This window comes from Terrirubrum flagellatum (assembly GCF_022059845.1).
GTDB classification, from domain to species: domain Bacteria; phylum Pseudomonadota; class Alphaproteobacteria; order Rhizobiales; family Beijerinckiaceae; genus Terrirubrum; species Terrirubrum flagellatum.
Window position 1 is genome coordinate 3,689,409 of sequence record NZ_CP091851.1, and the last position, 21,092, is coordinate 3,710,500.

Annotated in this window: 19 protein-coding genes; 12 read left to right on the forward strand and 7 right to left on the reverse strand. The window is 64.2% G+C overall.

Going from position 1 to position 21,092, the window contains the following annotated elements; all coding sequences use genetic code 11:
• The first annotated feature begins 81 nt into the window (after positions 1–81).
• From L8F45_RS17755 to L8F45_RS17785, 7 genes are all read left to right on the forward strand, one after another.
• On the forward strand, positions 82–546 hold the full coding sequence (locus tag L8F45_RS17755) for a MaoC family dehydratase (protein ID WP_342359200.1): 465 nt from the start codon (positions 82–84) through the stop codon (positions 544–546).
• Positions 547–752: 206 nt separating this feature from the next.
• Complete coding sequence (ileS, locus tag L8F45_RS17760; RefSeq protein ID WP_342359201.1) at positions 753–3,911, forward strand: isoleucine--tRNA ligase; 3,159 nt, start codon at positions 753–755, stop codon at positions 3,909–3,911.
• A 253-nt stretch (positions 3,912–4,164) separates the two neighbouring features.
• Complete coding sequence (gene lspA, locus L8F45_RS17765; protein WP_342359202.1) at positions 4,165–4,656, forward strand: signal peptidase II; 492 nt, start codon at positions 4,165–4,167, stop codon at positions 4,654–4,656.
• A gap of 67 nt (positions 4,657–4,723) precedes the next feature.
• Positions 4,724–5,368 carry a hypothetical protein gene (locus tag L8F45_RS17770; protein ID WP_342359203.1) on the forward strand — a complete coding sequence of 215 codons (645 nt, stop codon included), beginning with the start codon at positions 4,724–4,726 and terminating at the stop codon, positions 5,366–5,368.
• Between the two features lie 103 nt (positions 5,369–5,471).
• A complete protein-coding gene (locus tag L8F45_RS17775) occupies positions 5,472–6,785 on the forward strand; it encodes a M16 family metallopeptidase (RefSeq protein WP_342359204.1) in 1,314 nt (437 codons plus the stop codon).
• 32 nt (positions 6,786–6,817) lie between these two features.
• Complete coding sequence (locus L8F45_RS17780) at positions 6,818–8,101, forward strand: M16 family metallopeptidase (RefSeq protein WP_342359205.1); 1,284 nt, start codon at positions 6,818–6,820, stop codon at positions 8,099–8,101.
• A 148-nt stretch (positions 8,102–8,249) separates the two neighbouring features.
• On the forward strand, positions 8,250–9,560 hold the full coding sequence (locus tag L8F45_RS17785) for a glucose-6-phosphate isomerase (RefSeq protein ID WP_342359206.1): 1,311 nt from the start codon (positions 8,250–8,252) through the stop codon (positions 9,558–9,560).
• 213 nt (positions 9,561–9,773) lie between these two features.
• On the opposite strand, the gene L8F45_RS17790 is transcribed toward L8F45_RS17785, so the two are convergent.
• On the reverse strand, positions 9,774–10,469 hold the full coding sequence (locus L8F45_RS17790; RefSeq protein WP_425329936.1) for a YqgE/AlgH family protein: 696 nt from the start codon (positions 10,467–10,469) through the stop codon (positions 9,774–9,776).
• Between the two features lie 97 nt (positions 10,470–10,566).
• On the opposite strand from L8F45_RS17790, the gene L8F45_RS17795 reads away from it, so the two are divergent.
• Positions 10,567–11,487, forward strand: a complete 921-nt coding sequence (locus L8F45_RS17795) for a protein-disulfide reductase DsbD domain-containing protein (RefSeq protein ID WP_342359207.1) — start codon at positions 10,567–10,569, stop codon at positions 11,485–11,487.
• Between the two features lie 82 nt (positions 11,488–11,569).
• Positions 11,570–12,055, forward strand: coding sequence for a peroxiredoxin (locus L8F45_RS17800; RefSeq protein WP_342359208.1), 486 nt, complete (start codon positions 11,570–11,572; stop codon positions 12,053–12,055).
• Positions 12,056–12,089: 34 nt separating this feature from the next.
• Here L8F45_RS17800 and L8F45_RS17805 read toward each other — a convergent pair whose 3' ends face one another.
• Positions 12,090–13,007 (reverse strand): LysR family transcriptional regulator, encoded by a 918-nt coding sequence (locus tag L8F45_RS17805; RefSeq protein ID WP_342359209.1) that lies wholly within the window; start codon positions 13,005–13,007, stop codon positions 12,090–12,092.
• 117 nt (positions 13,008–13,124) lie between these two features.
• Here L8F45_RS17805 and L8F45_RS17810 point away from each other — a divergent pair, with 117 nt between their 5' ends.
• On the forward strand, positions 13,125–14,147 hold the full coding sequence (locus L8F45_RS17810) for a zinc-dependent alcohol dehydrogenase family protein (protein WP_342359210.1): 1,023 nt from the start codon (positions 13,125–13,127) through the stop codon (positions 14,145–14,147).
• Positions 14,148–14,150: 3 nt separating this feature from the next.
• Here the strand turns inward: L8F45_RS17810 and rnhA are convergent, their stop codons facing one another.
• The 3 genes from rnhA to ispH all read right to left on the reverse strand — a co-directional run bounded on the left by rnhA (position 14,151) and on the right by ispH (position 16,621).
• Positions 14,151–14,618 (reverse strand): ribonuclease HI, encoded by a 468-nt coding sequence (gene rnhA / locus L8F45_RS17815; RefSeq protein WP_342359211.1) that lies wholly within the window; start codon positions 14,616–14,618, stop codon positions 14,151–14,153.
• 69 nt (positions 14,619–14,687) lie between these two features.
• Positions 14,688–15,653 (reverse strand): homoserine kinase, encoded by a 966-nt coding sequence (locus tag L8F45_RS17820; protein WP_342359212.1) that lies wholly within the window; start codon positions 15,651–15,653, stop codon positions 14,688–14,690.
• On the reverse strand, positions 15,653–16,621 hold the full coding sequence (ispH, locus tag L8F45_RS17825) for a 4-hydroxy-3-methylbut-2-enyl diphosphate reductase (protein WP_342359213.1): 969 nt from the start codon (positions 16,619–16,621) through the stop codon (positions 15,653–15,655). Before ispH ends, L8F45_RS17820 begins: the two co-directional genes overlap by 1 nt.
• Positions 16,622–16,808: 187 nt before the next feature.
• Between ispH and L8F45_RS17830 the strand changes: the two genes are divergently transcribed.
• Positions 16,809–18,176 (forward strand): glutamate--cysteine ligase, encoded by a 1,368-nt coding sequence (locus tag L8F45_RS17830; RefSeq protein WP_342359214.1) that lies wholly within the window; start codon positions 16,809–16,811, stop codon positions 18,174–18,176.
• Between the two features lie 145 nt (positions 18,177–18,321).
• On the opposite strand, the gene L8F45_RS17835 is transcribed toward L8F45_RS17830, so the two are convergent.
• A complete protein-coding gene (locus L8F45_RS17835; protein ID WP_342359215.1) occupies positions 18,322–19,614 on the reverse strand; it encodes an NAD(P)/FAD-dependent oxidoreductase in 1,293 nt (430 codons plus the stop codon).
• A gap of 31 nt (positions 19,615–19,645) precedes the next feature.
• Positions 19,646–20,542, reverse strand: coding sequence for a LysR substrate-binding domain-containing protein (locus L8F45_RS17840; RefSeq protein WP_342359216.1), 897 nt, complete (start codon positions 20,540–20,542; stop codon positions 19,646–19,648).
• A gap of 201 nt (positions 20,543–20,743) precedes the next feature.
• Here L8F45_RS17840 and L8F45_RS17845 point away from each other — a divergent pair, with 201 nt between their 5' ends.
• Positions 20,744–21,091 (forward strand): DUF1127 domain-containing protein, encoded by a 348-nt coding sequence (locus L8F45_RS17845; RefSeq protein WP_342359217.1) that lies wholly within the window; start codon positions 20,744–20,746, stop codon positions 21,089–21,091.
• Position 21,092: the final 1 nt, after the last annotated feature.

A 21,092-nucleotide genomic window follows, 5' to 3' on the forward strand; every position in this document is an offset into this window, starting at 1 on the left:
GAAACGGTTGCCAATGCATCCAAAGGATTGATTGACCATACGCGCAGGCCTCAGCATGTTGCGCTGCGAAAGCGGGTCGCCATGGCTGTCGTTGCGTCATTGAGTTTCGAAGAGCTTCAGGTCGGCCAGCGCGCCTCCCTCATGCGCACCGTGATGGCGCATGACCTGACGCGATTCGCCGAGGTCTCGGGAGATGGAAATCCCGTCCACCTCTCCGATCATTTCGCCGCCAAGACCCGCTTCGGCCAGCGCATCGCCCATGGCATGTTCACGGGCAGCCTGATCTCGGCCCTGATCGGCACGCGATTGCCGGGCGCAGGCGCGGTCTATCTCTCCCAGAGCTTTGAATTCCTGGCGCCGGTGAAGATCGGCGACGTGATTGCGGCCTCGGTCGAGATCGTCGAATTGGTCGCGGAGCGACGCCGGGTGCGCCTCAACTGCGAATGCTGGGTGGACGCCACCAAGGCGCTCGGCGGCGAGGCCTGGGTCTCGGTCCCGGCGGCGCGGATTCCGCGACCCCAGAAGGCCGTCGCGCCGGCCGCCTGACGCCCTCTGTTCCGTTCCAGCCGCCGGGATGCTATGGGCGGGACATGATGCTGGCGCACTCCTTCCGCCCCATTACGCGAATTAGCCGCCCGGCCGCCGCCTGAGCGCCGCGCGCTCGCGCCCGTCCGGGACCTGTCTCCGCCGCAAAATCCGTTTCCTTTCAGGCTCCGCCGGCCCATAAGGCCGCGACCCATCCGTGACCGATCATGAGCACCTCCTCCAAGGCCGACGCCGCCGCAGGGCGCGACTATTCGAAAACCCTGTTCCTGCCGCAGACCGATTTCCCCATGCGGGCCGGCCTGCCCCAGCGCGAGCCCGAGATTCTCGCCCGCTGGGCCAAGAACGATCTCTATCGCCGCCTGCGCGAGACCTCGGCCGGCCGGCCGAAATTCGTGCTGCATGACGGACCGCCCTACGCCAACGGGAACATCCATATCGGTCATGCGCTGAACAAGATCCTCAAGGACCTCGTGACGCGCAGCCAGCAGATGCTCGGCCATGACAGCAATTATGTCCCGGGCTGGGATTGTCATGGCCTGCCGATCGAATGGAAGGTCGAGGAGGAGTATCGCGCCAAGGGCAAGGCGAAGCCCGACTTCTCCGACCCCGTCGCCATCAACGCGTTCCGCGCGGAATGCCGCGCCTTCGCCACGCACTGGCTCGGCGTGCAGCGCGAGGAGTTCAAGCGCCTCGGCGTCGTCGGCGACTGGGACCATCCCTATTCGACGATGGATTTCGCGAGCGAAGCCGTCATCGCGCGCGAGATCATGAAATTCGCAGAGAATGGTTTGCTCTATCGCGGCTCGAAGCCCGTGATGTGGAGCGTGGTGGAGAAGACGGCTCTGGCTGAGGCGGAAGTGGAGTACGAGGATTATACGAGCGATTGGGTTTTTGCGGCGTTTCCTTGGGTGGGCGGCACGGCAACTGTCGAAGCAAAGTCCTCTGACGCCAGTTACGACGACATGGACGGAGCTTCGGTCGTTATTTGGACGACGACACCTTGGACCATTCCCGGAAACCGTGCGATCTCGTTTTCTCGAAAGGTCGAATATGGCCTCTATCGAGTGACGGACGCACCGGATGGAAACTGGGCTCGCACAGGTCAAAAATATGTTTTGGCCAAGAAACTCGCAGAAGAGGTATTTAAAGCGGCGAAGGTAACTCGCTTTGAGCTCGTCAAAGACGTTCAGGATTTCTCGCTTAACCGCGGAATTTGCGCTCACCCTCTTCGCGGCAAAATCCCCGGCTACGAATTCAACGTTCCCCTTCTCGATGGCGATCACGTCACCGATGACGCGGGCACGGGCTTCGTTCACACGGCGCCGGGCCATGGCCGCGAGGACTTCGATATCTGGATGGCGAATGCGCGCGATCTCGCATCCCGCGGCATCGATGTGCGCATTCCCTACACCGTCGACGAGGACGGCTTCTTCACCAAGGAGGCGCCGGGCTTCACGGGCAAGCGCGTCATCACCGACAAGGGCGACAAGGGTGACGCCAACGAGGCCGTGATCAAGGCGCTGATCGAGGCGGGCAATCTCGTCGCGCGCGGCCGCCTCAAGCATCAATATCCCCATAGCTGGCGCTCGAAGAAGCCGGTGATCTTCCGCAACACGCCGCAATGGTTCATCGCGATGGACCAGCCGTTCCAGCTTCCTTCTCCCCGCTCGCGGGGAGAAGGTGGCGCGTCAGCGCCGGATGAGGGGCAAAGGATTGCAGAAGCCCCTCACCCGGCTTCGCTTCGCTCAGCCACCCTCTCCCCGCAAGCGGGGAGAGGGAGCAACCGCCCTACCCTCCGCGACGTCGCGCTCGCCTCGATCAAGGAAACAGAATGGGTGCCGGCGGCGGGCGAAAACCGCATCACCGGCATGATCGCCAACCGGCCCGACTGGGTCGTGTCGCGCCAACGCGCCTGGGGCACGCCGATCAGCGTGTTCGTGGCGAAGCGCGATCTGCCGCAGCACGGCCTGAAGGAAAAAGACCTGCTGCGCGACGCGAAGGTGAATGCGCGCATCCATGACGCCTTCCTGAAGGAGGGCGGCGACGCCTGGTTCGCAGACAAATCAGGCGCGCGCTTCCTCGCGCCGGATTATGATCCCAACGATTTCGACAAGGTCACCGACGTCATCGATGTCTGGTTCGATTCAGGCTCGACGCACGCCTTCACGCTGGAAGACCCCGCGCATTTTCCTGGCCTCGCCGGCGTCAAGCGCAAGGTCGATGGCGGCGAAGACACCGTGATGTATCTCGAAGGCTCGGACCAGCATCGCGGCTGGTTCCATTCGTCTCTGCTCGAAAGCGCCGGCACGCGCGGCCGCGCGCCTTTCGATGTGGTGCTGACGCACGGTTTCGTGCTCGATCCCAACGGCAAGAAGATGAGCAAGTCGCTCGGCAATGTCGTTGCGCCGCAGGACATCATCAAGCAGTCAGGCGCCGACATCCTGCGCCTGTGGGTCGCGGCTGCGGATTATTCCGACGATCTGCGCATCGGCAAACAGATCATCGACACTTTCGTCGAGACCTATCGCAAGCTGCGCAACACGATGCGCTGGATGCTGGGGTCGCTCGCGCATTACGACGCGAAGGACGCGGTCGATTTCGCCCGCATGCCTGAACTCGAAAAGTTGATGCTGCATCGGCTGGCCGAACTCGACGCCGATATCCGCAAGGCCTACGAGACCTACGATTACAAGCGCGTGATCTCGGCCCTGTCGCAGTTCATGACAGCCGATCTCTCTGCTTTCTATTTCGACATCCGAAAAGACACGCTCTATTGCGATCCGCCGTCGAGCGTGGCGCGCAAGGCGTCGCTGACGGTGATCGAACACATCTTCCGATGTGTGACGTTGTGGCTCGCGCCGATCCTCAGTTTCACCGCTGATGAGGCGTGGCTCGATCGCTACAAGCAGGACGAACGTTCGATCCATCTCGAAACCTTCCCGGAGATTCCGGCGGGCTGGCGCGACGAGAAGCTCGCGGATAAGTGGGAGAAGGTGCGGAAAGTGCGTCGTGTCGTCACCGGCGCGCTGGAGATCGAGCGCGCCAGCAAGCGCATCGGCTCTTCGCTGGAGGCGGCGCCTGTGGTGTTCGTATCAGACGCCGATCTGCTCTCGACTCTTGAAGGACTCGATTTCGCCGACATCTGCATCACCTCGGCGATCGAGGTGAGAGCGGGCGAAGGTCCTGATGACGCGTTCCGTCTCGATGAGATCAAGGGCGTCGCGGTCGTCCCGCGGCGGGCCTCCGGCGTGAAGTGCGCGAGGTCCTGGCGGTACTTCGACCCGGCGACGGCCGATCCCGCCTACCCCGACGTCACGCCGCGCGACGCGGCGGCGCTGAAGGAATGGGACGCGAAAGCGGCGTGAGGTTCGCTTCGGTCATTCGCCGCAATCGCGCCGTCGCTTCCCTCTCCCCGCAAGGCGGGGAGAGGGTGGTTTGCGCAGCGCGATGCGCAGCATCGTCGCGAGCGAACCGGGTGAGGGGCGTTTGCGCCTTCCCCGCTGAGTTTGCGCAGCCCCTCATCCGGCGCTTCGCGCCACCTTCTCCCCGCAGGCGGGGAGAAGGGGACAGCGCCCGCTGCGCCGCCCTTTCCTCAAAGAGCGGGTGGAGATGCGCTCCATGACCCCTGCCCGTCTCGGCGTCTTCATCGCCGTCTCGACCCTCGTCCTCGACCAGGCCACCAAGCTGTGGGGCCTGTTCATCCGCCGGATCGCGGAAACCGGCTCGGTCAAGCTCGCGCCCTTCCTCGAACTGATAGAGGTGTGGAATCGCGGCATCTCCTACGGGCTGTTCCAGCAACATACGGAGTGGGGCCGCTGGCTGCTGATCGCCGTGTCCATCATCGCCGCGATCGGCTTCTCCCTCTGGCTGCGGCGGACCCGGGACGGCGTGCTCGCCATAGCGCTCGGCCTCCTCATCGGCGGCGCGGTGGGCAATCTGATCGACCGGCTGGCCTATGGGGCGGTTTTCGACTTTATTCATCTCCATTGGGGAGATTTGAGCTGGTACGTGTTCAACATCGCGGACGCCGCCATCGTTGCCGGGGTGGCGGGGCTCCTGTATGACGCGTGGCGGTCGCGGAACGATATTCCCGGGACAAAAAGCGGCTGAGAAACGCAGAGGCCGCATTGGAGCCGCATTTGGCGGGCTCTCCTGAGGGATCAGCGGAGGATTTGGAATGAAGGCCACATCGCTCATAGCAGGCGCAGCCATGGCGGCCGCAGCCGCGATGTCGACGCCGGCCCCGGCGCTGGCCGACGACGTCTTCACCGACGTCCTGTCATCGATCGGCCTCATCCCGAGGGAGCGCGAGCCGATCGAATATCGCGAACGCGCGCCGCTCGTCGTGCCGCCGAAGACCAATCTGCCCGCCCCCCAGGCGCCGAGCTCCGCCCGCAACGCCGCCTGGCCCACCGACCCCGACGTGGTCGCCCGCCAGCAGGCGGCCGCCGAGCGCGAGAAGCCGTTCTTCGGCAGCCTCTCCAACGCGCTCAGCGACAAGGCCGCCTCGACGCCGCGCGAACTGCGCAACGGCCCGCGCACGGCGACCAACGGCTATTCCGGCCTGCCGCTCGGCGCGAAGCGCGACAACGACGCGCAGGAGATGATGGTCAGGCCGGCCATGCAGAGCAAAGCGGCCGACGACATGGTCCGGTCGATGAACAATCTGACGCCGGGCCAGGAGCCGGATCGCAAGGCGCTCACCGAGCCGCCGACCGGCTACCGCAAGCCGACCGAGATCGTCAGGACGCAGCAGGATCCGATCAAGATCACCGATACGTCAGACACCAAGGAATTCATCCAGGGTCAGCGCCGCAACTAAGACTGGCGGGCGGCTGGCGGTTCGCGCCAAGCTGACCTATTTTCCGGTCTCGCTATAGAGGCTCCGTCTCCGGCGGAGCCTTTTTCATATGCCGGACCCTGAGATGACCGCATCGCTGCACGCCTCCCCCACGCCCCACGCGCCGGCGCAAGGCCCCGTGGTCAGCCATGACCGGCTCGCCAACGGGCTTGAGATGGTCGTCATCCCGGATCACCGGACGCCTGTCGTCACCCACATGGTCTGGTATCGAAACGGCTCGGCCGACGATCCCGTCGGCAAGTCCGGCATCGCGCATTTCCTCGAACATCTCATGTTCAAGGGCACGACCAAGCACCCGGCCGGGGAATTCTCCAACATCGTGTCCGATCTCGGCGGCCAGGAGAACGCGTTCACGTCCATGGACTACACCGCCTACTTTCAGCGCGTGGCGAAGGAGCATCTCGCCACGATGATGGAGTTCGAGGCGGACCGCATGGCCAACCTCGCGCTCGCCGAGGAAGTCGTCGGACCCGAACGCGATGTGGTGATCGAGGAGCGCCGCATGCGCACCGACAACCGGCCGGACGCGCAGCTCGGCGAGGCGCTGACATCGAGCCTGTTCACGCATCATCCCTATGGCGTGCCGATCATCGGCTGGATGCATGAGATCGAGGGTCTTGGCCGCACAGACGCGCTCGCCTATTACAGCCGCTTCTACACGCCGGAGAATGCGATCCTCGTCGTCGCCGGCGACGTCACGCGCGAAGAGGCGCTGCGCGTCGCTAACGAGACCTATGGCAAGATTCCGGCGCGCGGCGAAGCGCCAACGCGCAAACGTCCGCGCGAACCCGAGCCTCGCGCCAAGCGGCTCGTGCGTCTCGCCGACGACAAGGTGGAGCAGCCCTATCTCCAGCGCATCTATCTCGCGCCGTCGTTTCATGACGACAGAGCGGGATCGGACGCGCTCGATGTCGTCGCGCAATTGATCGGCGCGCCGCAGACCGGACTGCTCTATCGCAGGCTGGTGCGCGATCAGGGCGTCGCGGTGTCGGCAGGCGCCTGGTACATGGGAACCACGGTCGATACGACACAGTTCGGCGTCTATGCGGTGCCGGCGGAAGGCGTTGATCTTCCCAAGCTGGAAAAGGCGCTCGATGACGTGCTGGCGGAGTTCGCAGCGAACGGGCCAACCGACGCCGAGTTGGCGCGCGCAAAAACGCGCCTGATCGCCGATCATCTCTATGCGCAGGACAGCCAGGTCAATCTTGCGCGCGCCTATGGCGCGACGCTCGCCGTCGGCGGCGACGTCAGCGACGTGACCGACTGGCCGGCGCGCATCGAAGCTGTCAACGCCGCTGCGGTGAGGGCCGCCGCTGCCCGCTGGCTGACGCCGCAGCGCTCCGCCACCGGCTATCTTGAAACGGCTCAGGCGGCATGAAGCCGTCTGAATTTTCAGAACGCAGGTTTTTGATGAACGCTCCCACGCTTCCGCCGCCGCAAGCGGCCCATTCGCTTCCGATCCGCGAGATCGAGACGCCGCGCGGCGTGCGCGCCTGGCTGGTCGAGGACCAGACCGCGCCGCTGATCGCGCTGCGCTTCGCCTTCCGCGGCGGCGCGACGCAGGATCCTGCTGGCAAGGCCGGCCTCGCCAATATGACCGCAGGATTGCTCGATGAAGGCGCCGGCCCCTACGACTCCGCCGCGTTCCATGAGCGGCTCGACGAATTCGCCGTCGAGCTTTCATTCGACGCCGATCGCGATGCGCTCGGCGGTTCGCTGCGCACGCTGACGCGCCATCGCGACGAGGCGTTCGAAATGCTGCGGCTCGCGCTTGTCGAACCGCGCTTTGACGAAGACGCGGTCGAGCGCATCCGCGCCCAACTCACCGCGGGATTGAAGCATGAGGCGAAAGATCCCGATTCAATCGTCGGCCGCGCTTTCGCGGAGGCGGCGTTTCCCGGACATCCCTACGGGCTCGCGGTCAACGGCTCGCTTGAAACGACGCCCGGCCTTAAGCGCGCCGACATCGCGGCGCTGAAAGGCCGTGTCATTGCGCGCGATAATCTCATCATCGGCATCGTCGGCGCGATCAGCGAAAGCGAGGCGATCGCGGCGCTCGATCGCATCTTCGGCGAATTGCCGGCGCGCGCATCGCTGACTGCGACCCCAAATGTCGCGCCGGCCGGGGCCGGAACCGTGATCGTCAAGACGATCGATATTCCGCAGACCGCGCTGCGCTTCGGCCGCCCCGGCCTCGGCCGCAAGGACGCCGATTTCATTCCGGCGATGGTGGTCAATCACATCTTCGGCGGCGGCGTGTTCCAGTCGCGGCTGTTCAAGGAGGTGCGCGAGAAGCGCGGGCTCGCCTATTCCGTCTGGTCCAGCATCGTCGCGAATGATCACGCGGCGCTGCTGTTCGGCGGCACTTCGACGAAGAACGAGCGCGCGGCGGAATCGATCGCCGTGATCCGCGAGCAGATCGACGATCTCACGCGCAACGGGCCCTCCGACGAGGAGATCGAGAAGGCGAAGAAATTCATCACCGGCTCCTACGCGCTGCGGTTCGACTCCTCAACGAAGATCGCCGGACAGCTTGTCCATATGCAGCTCGACGAACTCGGCATCGACTGGATGCAGCGGCGCAACGGGCTTGTCTGGGCCGTGACGCGCGACGACGTGATGCGAACCGCGGGCCGCCTGTTCGGCGACGGCAAGCTGCTGGTCGCGGCGGCGGGTCAGCCGCAAGGTCTTTGAGATCGCGCCGCGGTTTGATTTATCAAGGCGCGGGCCAGCCACCGTTTCCAAAGATTTCACGCGGGGCTTCAGCGAAAAACCGGTTCGCGATTTTTCACCCTTGCTCTAATGTGCAGTCCGATTTCCGCACGCCTTGACGGACGAGATAATGAGCATCGAACAATCGATCGACGCGACCCGCGCGAGCAAGATCGGCAAGGGCGGCCTGAGCGAGGCCTGCATCGCCACGGCGTTTCACGACGTCGGGGCCGCGGCGGAAAAACTGCGTGGCCAGATCCGCGACGGTTCGCTGCCGCTGATGGCGCTGCCTGACGATACGCATGATCTCGCGGAGATTCGCGATCTTGCTGAAGAGATCGTCGACGGCGCCAAGGATGTGGTCGTGCTTGGCGTCGGCGGATCGGCGCTCGGCGCGAAGACGCTGGCGCAGCTCGCCGACCATGATGTGCCAGGCCTCGCGCCGCGAAACGGCCTGCGCGTCCATTTCATGGACAATCTCGATCCGCTGACCTTCGGCCGCGTGATCGATACGCTGCCGATGAAGACGACGCGCTTCATCTCAATCTCGAAATCGGGCGGCACAGGCGAAACGCTGATGCAGACCTGCGTCGCCATCGCGGCGCTCGAAAAGGCCGATCTCGGCAAGCGCATCGCCAAGCATCTCTTTGCGATCACCGAGCCGGAGAAGCCGGGCAAGACGAACGCGTTGCGCGCGCTGACCGCGCCTTTTGGCGTCACTACGCTCGAACATCACACGGGCGTCGGCGGCCGTTATTCCGTTCTGACCAATGTCGGGCTCCTGCCTGCGGCGGTGATGGGTTTGAAGATCGCAGCGATCCGCAAGGGCGCGCGCGCGGCGCTCACATCGCTTGCGCGACATGACACGTCGAAAGCGCCGGCCGTCGCAGGCGCGGTCGTCAATCTCGCCGCCATGCGCGAGGGCAAGAACATCTCGGTGATGATGGGTTATGGCGATCGCTTCGAGAAGCTGGCGCGCTGGTGGGTGCAGCTCTGGGCGGAGAGCCTCGGCAAAGACGGACAGGGCTCGCAGCCGGTCGCGGCGCTCGGTCCTGTCGATCAGCATTCGCAGCAACAGCTCTATCTCGCGGGGCCTCGCGACAAGCTGTTCACGGTGCTGACGCTCGATGTGAAAGACACCGGGCCGAAGATCGCGAAGCCGCTGGCGAAGCTCTGCAACGAGCCTGATTTCGGCGGAAAGCGCATCGGCGATCTCGTCGCGGCGCAAGGCCGCGCCATGATCGACACCTTTATCCGGAATGGACGCCCGGTGCGCCACATCCATCTCGGCAAGCTCGACGAGGAAACGCTCGGCGAACTGCTCATGACGCTGATGATCGAGACGATCCTCACCGGCTACGCCATGGGCGTCGATCCGTTCGATCAGCCGGCGGTGGAGGAAGCGAAAATCCTCGCGAAGAAATATCTCGCGGAGGGATGAGGTTTCAGGAGGCCGCTTCGCGACTTTTGCGCTGGGCCCCGGTCTCCATTCCGCTCGGCTCACGCCTCACTTCATGGAACCGGGGACGAAGACAGCTTCAATAAAAGACACTGAAGCTCTCTCCGTCCCCGGAACGGTGAAGCGAAACGAAGTGAAGCGGAACCGTGTCCGGGGCCCAGCGAAAGACTCCGCGCAGCGGCCTTGGAAATAGATCTACGCGCGCCCCGCATTCGCGGACAGCATCGCGGGATCGACGCCGAGCTTGCGCATCACGCGATCATATTTGGTCTCGATGCCGTCATCGAAGATCAGGTCGAGATCGGCCGGGCAGGACAGCCAGGCGTTCTCCTTCATCTCATATTCGACCTGGCCGGCCGACCAGCCGGCATAGCCCAGCGCAAGCACGGCGCGATCCGGGCCTTCGCCGCGCGCGATCGCCTTGAGCACGTCGACCGTCGTCGTCAGGCAAAGCCCGTCATCGACCGGCATGGTGGCGGATTCGACGAAGAAATCGGCAGAGTGCAGCACGAAGCCGCGACCGGTCTCCACGGGCCCGCCGCGCAGCACGTTCACGCGCTGCGCCTTGTCAGGCAGCATGATCGCCTCGCCCGCCTGAACGAGACCAAGCTGCACCAGCAGCTGCGGCAGCTTCATCTGCGGCGCCCGCTGGTTCAGCACGAGGCCCATCGACCCCTCGGACGTGTGGGCGCACATATAGATGACGCTCTTGGCGAAGCGGTCATCGCCCATTCCCGGCATCGCCACGAGAAACTGGCCGTCGAGAAAGCCGCGATCCGCCGCCGACTTTAGCGACCGGCTTCCAATCGAGCTGATCGGCATGCCGATGCGCAGCCGCTTCGCGTCATCGCCAAGAGGCGGGATGCTTCCGCGCGGGCCTTTCGCTTTCATGACGAGATGCTACGCGCAAAGGCCAAGCCGGTGCAAGGAATGCATTGTTACACGATGAGTCCCGTCAAATGCTCACTTTTCCATCACGGGAACGTTCATGGTTCGCCAACCCGCGGGCGCCTATAGTGAAATCATGCTCTCGCGACGGACATTCGGACTGGCGATGACGGCTGGCGCGATGGCGCCAGCGCTTCCGCGCATGTCTCTGGCGGGGCCGGAGAATTTCGCCTCGCCCTGGAGCCGGGGCTCCCATTCCGCCGTTCGCCTTCTCGCGGCCGGCAAGGACCCGGCGTCAGGCGACTTCGTCGCCGGCCTCGAATTCGAGCTCGCCAAAGGGTTCAAGACCTACTGGCGCGATCCCGGCGACGCCGGCGTGCCGCCCAATTTCGACTGGTCGGGCTCGGAGAATATCGCCTCGGCCGAAGTGCTCTGGCCGGCGCCGATCCGCTTCGAGGACGGTGCGGGATTTTCGATCGGCTATTACGGGCCGCTCATTCTCCCGGTGAAGGCGAAACCGAGAGATGCGCGCGCGCCGGCGCGGTTGGAGCTCAAGATCGATTACGCCATCTGCGAGACGATGTGCATTCCCGCCCAAGGCGCCGTTTCGCTCGCGCTGATGGATGGGCCGCCGGGCCCGCACGCCGGCGCGATCGCCGACGCCATCGCAAAGGTTCCGGCGTCCGTCGCCATCGGCGCCGCCTCGCCGTCGGGATTGTCGATCGTCTCAATCAAGGTGATCGAGGGCAAGAAAGCGGCGCTCGCGGCCGAAGTCATCGCGCCCGACGCGGCGCAGGCGCTCGATCTCTTCATCGAGGGACCGAAGGGAAGCTTTTTCGGCAAACCTGTTATCGAAACGATCGCGGCGAAGCCCGGCGATATGGGATCGCGGCGGCGCCTGATCGCGCCAATCGAGGAGCGCGCCAGGGATCTCGCGCAATGGCCGCTTTGCCTCACGCTGGTCGCAGACGCAAAGGCGATCGAGACCGACGTCACCATCGACGCGCCCGCAAAGAAGTGATGCGATTTCCCCTCGCTTGGGAAATGGCTTAAAGCCAATCATCCAAGCGGCCCGCGCCGCATCTTCCATCAGGGAGCCCTTCATGCCCATCGCCGTCGGCGACAGCCTTCCGCAAGCCAATTTTCGCGTGATGACCGCCGACGGACCGGCGGTGAAGACCACCGACGACGTGTTCAAGGGCCGTCGCGTGGTGCTGTTCGCGGTGCCCGGCGCCTTCACGCCGACCTGTCACAAGAACCATCTGCCGGGCTATCTCACCCATTACGACGCCATCAAGGCGAAGGGCGTCGACGCCATCGCGGTGACCGGCGTCAACGACGTGTTCGTGATGAACGCCTGGTCGGAAGCGACCGGCGGCAAGGGCAAGATCGAATTTCTCGCCGACGGCAATGGCGATTTCGCGAAATCCATCGGCCTCGTCATGGACGGCTCCGGCTTCGGCCTCGGCGTGCGTTCGCAGCGCTATTCCATGCTGGTCGAGGACGGCGTGGTGAAGGCGGTCCATGTCGAGGACACAGCCGGCAAGGCTGACGTCTCCGGCGCCGAGGCGATGCTCAACGCGCTTTGAGATAACTCTCGCGGCCCGCCATTGCGGGCCGCATCTATATTGTGTCCCACCCGCCGCTCGCGAAGCGCGCAACCAGCGCATCGACGACGACGCGCACTTTCGGCGTGAGCGCGCGCGTCGCCGGCCATAGCGCATGAACGGCGGCGCTTTCCACCGGCGGCGTCGACAAGGCGATCTCCAGCGCGCCGCTTCTCAAGTGATCGATGGCGAGCCAAGTCGGGAGATAGGCGAGCCCGCGATGGGCGAGCGCAGCGTCGAGCATCGGTTCGCCGTGACCAAGCACAAGCTGCGCGCGCGGAACGATTGAGCGCTGCTTTCCCTCGGCGTTGACGAGCAGCCACGGTCGCGTGAAGCCGTCGCGCCCGTAGGCGATGAGCGCATGGTTTGCGAGATCGTCGACATCGCGCGGCCGGCCCTGCCGCTTGAGATAATCGGGCGATGCGACGACGATGGAGCTCTGGACATAAAGCTTGCGCGCGACAAGCGCCGAACTGTCTTCGAGATCGCCCATGCGGACCGCGAGATCGATCCCTTCCTCGATCAGATCGACGCGGCGATCATTGAACGAAATCTCAAGGAACAATTCGGGATATCGCTCCGCGATCTCGAACAGGACCGGCGCGACGCAACGCCGGCCGAAGCTGAGGGGAAGATCGACCCGCAAGCGTCCGGACGGCGCCAGGCGGCGCGAGGCGAGCAGGGCCTGGGCCGCGTCGATCTCCGCGAGCGCGCGTGAGCAAGCCTCATAATAGGCGCGGCCCTCGCTGGTGAGGCTGAGACTTCGCGTCGAACGATTGAGCAGTCTGACGCCAAGGCGACGCTCCATCTCGCTGACCGACTTGCCGACCGCAGATTTGGTCAGGCGCAGACGGGCGGCCGCCTCGGTGAAGCTGCCCGCTTCGACCACCTGAACGAAGGCGTGAAGGCCGTTGAGACTGCCGGTATGGATCATCGCGAGCGATTGTAGAGATTTTCTCGCCTATCTTGCGATTTCAAATCGCTAACTGTCCATCAAATTCGATAATACGTAACTGCTCTGAACCGGCCCTCGCAGCCGCAGGAGCTCCTCATGACTGTCAATCGCGCCTGGCGCCTTTCCGCTTTCGGTCTCGAACATCTCAAGCTTGTCGATGAAGCCGCCCCTTCTCCCGGGCCGCGCGAACTGCTCGTCCGGGTGCGCGCGACAGCGCTCAACTACAAGGACAGGCTGATCATCGAGGGGACTCTGGTTCCCGGCCTCAGCTTTCCCTATACGCCCGCTTCGGACGCGGCTGGCGACGTGGTCGCGGTCGGCGACGCGGTCACGCGCTTCAAAATCGGCGATCGCGTCATCGGCCATATGATCACCGACTGGATCGACGGCGATGCGCCGGCGGTGCTGCACACGCAAACAATCGGCATGTCGCTGCGCGGCGTGCTCTCGGACTATGTCCTGCTGCGCGAGGACGCGAGTGTCGCCGCTCCCGCGAATCTCAACGCCGTTGAAGCCGCGACCTTGCCGATCGCCGCCCTCACCGCCTGGTTCGCTCTCTTTGAAGCAACGCGCCCCCGGCCTGCAGAAACCATACTGATTCAGGGCACCGGCGGCGTCTCGATTTTCGCCTTGCAGTTCGCTGCGGCGACAGGATTGCGCGCCATCGTCACATCGAGCAGCGATGAAAAGCTTGCACGCGCAAGCGAACTCGGCGCCTGGCGCACGATCAACTATCGCAAGCAGCCCGACTGGAACAGCGAAGCGCGCCGCCTCACGGATGGCCGCGGCGTCGATCATGTGCTCGAAATGGTCGGCGGCGAAAATGTCCGCCGCTCGATCGACGCGCTTGGTCCCGACGGACGCCTGTCGCTGATCGGTTTGCTGGGCGACGTGGAATTCACGCTGCCGATCATTCCCTTCATGCGCAACCGGCTTGTGGTGCAGGGCATTTCGGTTGGCCATCGCCGCGCGTTCGAGCGCATGAACGCCGCTATCGAAAAGCTCAAGATCAAGCCTGTGATCGATACGATTTATCCTTTCGCCGATGCGCGGAAGGCGTTCGAACATCTCGCGCGCGGCGCGTTCGGCAAGATCGTGATCGCGAACGACGGAAAATGAATGTTAGTCCGACGCGGCGCGCGCCGCGTCGGACCCCGCCAGCGCTTTGATCGCCAGGCGCGCCAATTCGTCCGCGCGCTCGTTGAATTCATGGCCGGCGTGGCCCTTGATCCATTTCCACGTCACCTGATGCTGCGCGACCGCAGCGTCGAGACGCTTCCATAGTTCCTCGTTCTTCACCGGTTTCTTGTCGGCGGTGCGCCAGCCGTTTTTCTTCCAGCCGTGAATCCATTGCGTGATGCCGTTCTTCACATACTGGCTGTCGGTATGGATGACGACGGGAATGGCGCGCTTCAAACTTTCGAGCGCGGATATCGCCGCCATCAATTCCATGCGATTGTTGGTGGTGAGCTTCTCGCCGCCGCTCATTTCCTTCTCGACCTCGCCATAGCGCAGGATCGCGCCCCAGCCGCCCGGCCCCGGATTTCCCGAGCAGGCGCCATCGGTATAGATATCGACGCGAGAAGTCATTGCGGCGCAGACGTTATTTCAATTTCCGATAATTCGCGCAAACGGCAGGAAGCCACAGCTCATCAATATTCAACGCATCAGCCCGTATTCGCGCGCGCTCGTGACGCGCGAATGAACGGACAGTTTGCGATCATATTCGAGCGGGTCTTTCGGCCTGACCAGCGCGCCGGGCGGCACGTTGAGCCAGTCGACGAGCCGCGTCAGCATGAAGCGCAGCGCGGCGCCGCGGCACAGAAGCGGCAGCGCCGCGATCTCCGCATCTTCGAGTTTCCGCACGCGCTCGTAGCCCGCGATCATCGCCTGGCCCTTGGTCAGATTGAATGACGCGTCCGGCTCGAAGCACCAGGCGTTCAGGCAGACCGCGAGATCATAGCTAAGGAAATCAGTGCAGGCGAAATAGAAGTCGATCAGACCCGACAGCTCCTGACCGATGAAGAAGACGTTGTCGGGAAAGAGATCGGCATGGATGACGCCGCGCGGCAAATCCTTCGGCCATTCTCTTTCAAGCGAAGACAAGGCGTGCTCCGCACGCGCCACGAGACCGGGCGACACCGTATCGGCGCGGTCTTGCGCGCGATCGAACAGCGGCCGCCAACCGTCGACGGTGAGCGCGTTCCTGCGCTCCATCGCAAAATCGCGACCGGCCTCGTGCAGCCGCGCCAGCGCTTCGCCAACCGCGCCGCAATGGGCCGCCTTCGGCCGCTTCACGCCCATGCCGTCGAGAAAAGTCACGATCGCGGCGGGTCGCTGCGCCAATTCGCCGAGCGCCTTGCCCGCGCGATTGGCGACCGGCAGCGGGCAGTTGAGACCGCGCCTGTTCAAATGCTCCATGAGGCCGATGAAGAAGGGCAGCTCCTCCTGCTTCACGCGCTTCTCGTAGAGCGTGAGGATGAAGAACGCCTTCTCCGTATGCAGGAGATAATTCGAGTTCTCGACGCCTTCGGCGATACCCTTGGCCGAGAGCAACGCGCCGATGTCGTAGCCGGCGACGAAGCGCGCGAGTTCGTCGTCGCCCACCTCCGTGTAAACCGCCATCAGTTCGACGCCATTTCAGGGCGCAGCGCGCGCGGCAGCGGAAAGAACACACTTTCATCCGCAGTCGAAACCGTCTCGACGACGACGTCATAGCGCTCGGCGAAGGCGTCGATGATTTCCTCGACCAGAATCTCCGGCGCCGAGGCGCCGGCGGTGACGCCGAGCGTGCGGATATTTCCGAAGAGATTCCAGTCGATGTCGGCGCCGCGCAGGACAAGCCGGGCGGTCGGGCATCCCGCACGCTCCGCCACTTCGCGCAGGCGCTGCGAGTTCGACGAATTCGGCGATCCCACCACAATCATCGCATCAACTTGAGGCGCGATGCGCTTCACCGCCTCCTGGCGATTGGTGGTGGCGTAGCAGATATCTTCCTTGTGCGGCCCGACAATGTCGGGGAAGCGCGCCTTCAGCGCCGCGACAACCTCGGCCGTGTCGTCGACCGACAGGGTGGTCTGCGTCGCATAAGCGAGCGGGCGATCCTGAGTAAAGTCGAGTTTCGCGACATCAGCCGCGGTCTCGACCAGCGTGATCGCGCCCGGCGGAAGCTGGCCGATCGTGCCGATCACTTCGGGATGGCCCTGATGGCCGATGAGGACGACATGCCGGTCGCGCTTCGCGTGCAACTCGGCCTCGCGATGGACCTTGGTGACCAACGGGCAGGTCGCGTCGATGGCGAAGAGACGTCGTTCGGCCGCATCCGCGGGCACCGCCTTCGGCACGCCATGGGCGGAGAAGATCACAGGCGCGGTCGTCACGGGAACTTCGGACAGCTCATCGACGAACACCGCGCCCTTGCGCTTCAGACTTTCGACGACATAGCGATTGTGCACGATTTCGTGACGAACATAGACCGGCGGCCCATAGATTTTCAGGGCCTGCTCGACCGCATCAATGGCGCGCACGACGCCGGCGCAGAATCCGCGCGGCGCGCACAGCAGGATTTCGAGTTTTGGCTTGGTTCCGGCCATGGATGCGCCTTGTGGGCGTCCGCGCGCCGGAGTGTCAAGCGCGCCGCGCAGGGCTTCTCCGAGGCGCGCGGGCCGCGCATGGCTCACGGCCCGGACCGCATTGCCGGTCCGCAAAGGACCGCCTATGTCACGACGGCGACGGATGGGGCAGGGCCGCAACCGGAGCACCGTGCTCAGGGATGATTGAATGGCCCGCGATCAATCCGATACGACGCCGATCCGCGCGCGCGACGAACTCGTCGCCTGGTTCGAGAAGGGGTGTAAGACCGACGGCGAACTGCTCGCCGGCGCCGAGCACGAAAAATTTCCCTTCTATGTCGTCAATCGGTCGCCGGTTCCATATGAACCGCACGGCATTCACGCGATCCTCGATGGCCTCGCCGAGCGCACCGGCTGGACGCCGATCATGGAGGACGATCATCCGATCGGTCTCTTTGATTCCAAGGGCGGCGGCGCGATCTCGCTCGAACCCGGCGGGCAATTTGAATTGTCGGGTGCGCCTCTCCCCACAGCGCATGCGATCGATCAGGAAACGCAGAAGCATCTCGCCGATGTGAAGGCGGTGGCCGGCCCGCTCGGCATTGGATTCCTGGCGCTCGGCATGAGCCCGATCTGGACGCGCGCCGAAACGCCCGTGATGCCGAAGCGGCGTTACGAGATCATGCGCAACTACATGCCGAAGGTCGGTTCGCTTGGCCTCGACATGATGTTCCGCACATCGACGGTGCAGGTGAATCTCGATTTCACCTCGGAAGCGGACATGGTGCGGAAGCTGCGCGTGTCGCTGGCCTTGCAGCCGATCGCGACGGCGCTCTTCGCGAATTCGCCTTTCACGGAGGGAACGCTCAACGGCTTCAAGACGAAGCGTTCGGAGATCTGGCGCGACACCGACAATGATCGCTCCGGCATGCTGCCTTTCGCCTTCGAGGACGGCATGGGCTTCGAGCGCTATGTCGATTACGCGCTCGACGTGCCCATGTATTTCGTCAAGCGCGGCGATGAATATCACGACGTCACAGGCGCTTCCTTCCGCGATCTGCTTCACGGAAAACTGAGGCAACTGCCCGGCGAGGCCGCGACGATCTCCGATTGGGCCAATCATCTCTCGACGATTTTCCCCGAGGTGCGCCTGAAGCGCTATCTCGAAATGCGCGGCTCCGATGTTGGTCCGGCGCCGATGATCCCGGCGCTGGCGGCGTTCTGGATGGGGCTGTTCTACGATTCAGTCGCGCTCGACCAGGCCTGGCAGATCGCGAAGGACTGGACCGCGGACGAGCGCCAGAAATTGCGCGACGATGTGCCGAAGCTCGCGCTGCAGGCGACGATCCAGGGGCGCAGCGTGCGCGACATCGCACGCGACGTGCTGCAGCTCTCCCGCGACGGGTTGAAGCGCCGGGCGAAACTCGACTCACTTGGTCGCAACGAAACGCGCTTTCTGTCGCCGCTCGACAATATCATCACCGCCAACGAGACGCAGGCTGAGCGCCTGATCAAGCTGTTCAACAGCGAATGGAAAGGCGACGTCGCGCGTGTGTTCGATGCGATGGCGTACTAGATCACGCCGCATTTTGATTGGATCAATCAAAATGCGGGAACGTGATCGATTCCAAAAGTTTACAGCATGGCTTTTGCAGCGCGAACGCTAGCGTTCGTCGCGGAAAAACCGGTTCCCACTTTTTCGCGCCATGCTCCAGGCGAAGCTATTCCGGCGCCTCTCGCGCCGGCGCTCCCTCGCTGGTGATCAGCCGCGCCGCGCGCTGATAAGTGAGATAGCTCCAGAACCAGCTGAAGGCGACGACGAAGCGGTTCCTGACGCCGATCAGGAAATAGACGTGCGCCAAGCCCCAGAAGAGCCAGCCGATCAATCCTCTCAAGTGAATAGCGCCGAGCTTCACCACGGCGGCCTTTCTGCCGATCGTGGCGAGATCGCCGGCGTGCCAATAGCTGAACGGCTTTGAGTTGCGCTCGCCTGCGACCCGCGCGGCGATAACGCGCCCGACATAGCGGCCCATCTGCTTCGCAGCGGGCGCGATGCCGGGAACGGGTTTTCCTTCCTTATCAGCGGCCGTAGCGGTGTCGCCGACGACGAAAATCTCGGGATGACCAGGAACAGACAAATTCGCATCTACTTTCACGCGTCCGGCGCGGTCTTTTTCGGCGCCGATCCATTGCGCCGCAGGCGATGCGACGACGCCCGCGCCCCAGATCACGGTTCCCGCATCGATGCGTCCCGCCTGCTCGGTCGCGACGCCGGCTGCATCGCACGCGGTCACGCGCGTTCCCAGCATCACCTCGACGCCCATGCTTTCAAGACTGCGCTGCGCATAGGCGGAGAGATCTTCAGGCAGCGTCGGCAGGATGCGCGGACCTGCTTCGATGAGAACGATGCGCGCCATGCGCGGATCGATGCGACGGAAATCCGGCGGCAGCGATTGGCGCGCGACCTCGGCGACGGCGCCTGCAAGCTCGACGCCCGTGGGACCCGCGCCAACGATGACGAACGTCAGCAGACGCTGGCGCTCGACCGGATCGTCAATGAGTTCCGCGCGCTCGAATGCGAGGAGCAGACGACGCCTGATATGGGTCGCGTCCTCGATGCGCTTCAGTCCAGGCGCGAAGGGCGCCCACTCGTCATGGCCGAAATAGGAATGCGTCGCGCCGCAGGCGAGCACGAGATAATCATAAGGCAAAGAGACGTCGCCGGCGCGCACGCGGCGCGCAGCGACATCGACGCCGGTCGCTTCGAGCATGAGGATGGTGAGATTGCTCTGCCTGCGAAGGACCGCGCGGATCGGCCATGCTATTTCCGCCGGAGAGAGCGCAGCGGTCGCGACCTGGTAAAGCAGCGGCTGAAAGCAATGATAATTGTTGCGGTCGATCAGCGTGACATCGACGGCTGAGCGCGCCAGCGCCCTCGCCGCCTCGATGCCGCCGAAGCCCGCGCCGACGATGACGACTTTCGGTCGGTGCTTGGAAGTGGAGCTGTCGCTCATGATTCCGTTCGCCGCAGAGCGCGGCGGAATTCTACTCCGCCGCTTCGCGGACTGGCGTATCCGTCCGCGACGGCAAGTTGTCGAGGCTCTGCACGATATGTCCGGCGAGCGCGGCGACGAGCGCATCGCCATGGGCGTTCGAACGCATCAGCCCGACCTTGCATGAGGGCAGCGACGGAAAACCGTCGGCCGGCGAGAGAATGCGCATGCCGGTGCGGATCGCGCTTTCCGGCAGGACCGAAACCGCGAGGCCAGCCATCACGGCGGCGCCGACCGCGTTCGAATTCCAGCTGGAATAAAGCACGCGATAACGGCGGCCGGTCGTATCAAGCGTTCCGGTCGCAGAACGACGCCATGAGCAGGTCGCGCGCCCGAGCGCCAGCGGCACCACCTCTTCCTCATGCACGGAATGGCGCGCGGACGAGACCCAGAGCAGCCGCTCCTCGCGGAAGATTTCGGCCGGAACCGTCGTCTCGCATTGCGTGACGATGGCGAGATCGAGCTGCGATTCCGCAATCGCCTCGACGAGCAAATGGGTCGGTTCGCACAGCACCGTCACCTCGACGCGCGGATTGGAGCGCGAGAAGCGCGCCAGCACCTCGGGGAGATAGCGGTCGGCGTAATCGTCGGGCACGCCGAGGCGGACGCGGCCGGCGAGCTCCGCCTCATTGAAGGAAGCGATGGCTTCGAGATTCAGCCTGACGATGCGGCGGGCATAGTCGAGCAGGCGCTCGCCTTCCTCGGTGAGGCGGGACTGGCGACCGTCCCGGGCGAACAGCTCCTTGCCGAGCCGCTCCTCCAGCCGCTTCATCTGCATGGAGACGGCGGACTGGGTCTTGTGAACGAGTTCCGCGGCTCGGGTGAAGGAGCCGGCGTCGGCGATGGCGACGAAGGTGCGCAGCTGATCAACGTCGAGAAGGTGGGTCATCGGTCAACCCCATACATCATCAACCCTGATGCTACATCGCACAAACATTCGTTTCAATGATTTTTGCAGGTCGTCTATAAGACCTCCACACGACGGGGAAATCCCCGCCGTCGACCCCGCCCCGGGCAAAGCTGGCGGCGGGCCGGACCTGCGGTTCGGCCCGAACGATCAGCTGCGCCCATATCAGCCGAGGAGGCTGCCATGACGCTGACGCTCACCACGATGCGCTCGTTTGGCTCCCTCGCGCACGCCCTGCGCGAGGCGGCCCTTACGGGAATGCGCAAATCCGACGTTTTCTTCGCCGCCCGACGCAATCGGCGCGCCGTGATCAATCTCGCCGACTGCGACGACCGGATGCTCAAGGATATCGGCCTGACCCGGGCCGAGGTCGAGGGCGCCCTCGAAGTCGGGTTCAGCGAGGACCCTTCGGCGATCCTGCGCCGGGAATCGGGCATCGGCGCTTTCGAGCGCAACGAGGTCCGCTCGCGGCAGACGCTGCGCCCTTCCGTGATCCCTGTTGTTCAGGGATACGCGCAGGGCATCGCCTGAT

What these genes read in the sequence shown, in the direction of transcription:
- L8F45_RS17800 (WP_342359208.1), top strand. Translation starts at nt 11,570, where the DNA reads ATGCCCATCGCCGTCGGCGACAGCCTTCCGCAAGCCAATTTTCGCGTG.
- L8F45_RS17845 (WP_342359217.1), top strand. Translation starts at nt 20,744, where the DNA reads ATGACGCTGACGCTCACCACGATGCGCTCGTTTGGCTCCCTCGCGCAC.
- L8F45_RS17780 (WP_342359205.1), top strand. Translation starts at nt 6,818, where the DNA reads ATGAACGCTCCCACGCTTCCGCCGCCGCAAGCGGCCCATTCGCTTCCG.
- L8F45_RS17810 (WP_342359210.1), top strand. Translation starts at nt 13,125, where the DNA reads ATGACTGTCAATCGCGCCTGGCGCCTTTCCGCTTTCGGTCTCGAACAT.
- lspA (WP_342359202.1), top strand. Translation starts at nt 4,165, where the DNA reads ATGACCCCTGCCCGTCTCGGCGTCTTCATCGCCGTCTCGACCCTCGTC.
- L8F45_RS17820 (WP_342359212.1), bottom strand. Translation starts at nt 15,653, where the DNA reads ATGGCGGTTTACACGGAGGTGGGCGACGACGAACTCGCGCGCTTCGTC.
- L8F45_RS17775 (WP_342359204.1), top strand. Translation starts at nt 5,472, where the DNA reads ATGACCGCATCGCTGCACGCCTCCCCCACGCCCCACGCGCCGGCGCAA.
- L8F45_RS17790 (WP_425329936.1), bottom strand. Translation starts at nt 10,469, where the DNA reads ATGAAAGCGAAAGGCCCGCGCGGAAGCATCCCGCCTCTTGGCGATGAC.
- L8F45_RS17840 (WP_342359216.1), bottom strand. Translation starts at nt 20,542, where the DNA reads ATGACCCACCTTCTCGACGTTGATCAGCTGCGCACCTTCGTCGCCATC.
- L8F45_RS17755 (WP_342359200.1), top strand. Translation starts at nt 82, where the DNA reads ATGGCTGTCGTTGCGTCATTGAGTTTCGAAGAGCTTCAGGTCGGCCAG.
- rnhA (WP_342359211.1), bottom strand. Translation starts at nt 14,618, where the DNA reads ATGACTTCTCGCGTCGATATCTATACCGATGGCGCCTGCTCGGGAAAT.
- L8F45_RS17770 (WP_342359203.1), top strand. Translation starts at nt 4,724, where the DNA reads ATGAAGGCCACATCGCTCATAGCAGGCGCAGCCATGGCGGCCGCAGCC.
- L8F45_RS17835 (WP_342359215.1), bottom strand. Translation starts at nt 19,614, where the DNA reads ATGAGCGACAGCTCCACTTCCAAGCACCGACCGAAAGTCGTCATCGTC.
- L8F45_RS17830 (WP_342359214.1), top strand. Translation starts at nt 16,809, where the DNA reads ATGGCCCGCGATCAATCCGATACGACGCCGATCCGCGCGCGCGACGAA.
- L8F45_RS17805 (WP_342359209.1), bottom strand. Translation starts at nt 13,007, where the DNA reads ATGATCCATACCGGCAGTCTCAACGGCCTTCACGCCTTCGTTCAGGTG.
- ispH (WP_342359213.1), bottom strand. Translation starts at nt 16,621, where the DNA reads ATGGCCGGAACCAAGCCAAAACTCGAAATCCTGCTGTGCGCGCCGCGC.
- ileS (WP_342359201.1), top strand. Translation starts at nt 753, where the DNA reads ATGAGCACCTCCTCCAAGGCCGACGCCGCCGCAGGGCGCGACTATTCG.
- L8F45_RS17795 (WP_342359207.1), top strand. Translation starts at nt 10,567, where the DNA reads ATGGTTCGCCAACCCGCGGGCGCCTATAGTGAAATCATGCTCTCGCGA.
- L8F45_RS17785 (WP_342359206.1), top strand. Translation starts at nt 8,250, where the DNA reads ATGAGCATCGAACAATCGATCGACGCGACCCGCGCGAGCAAGATCGGC.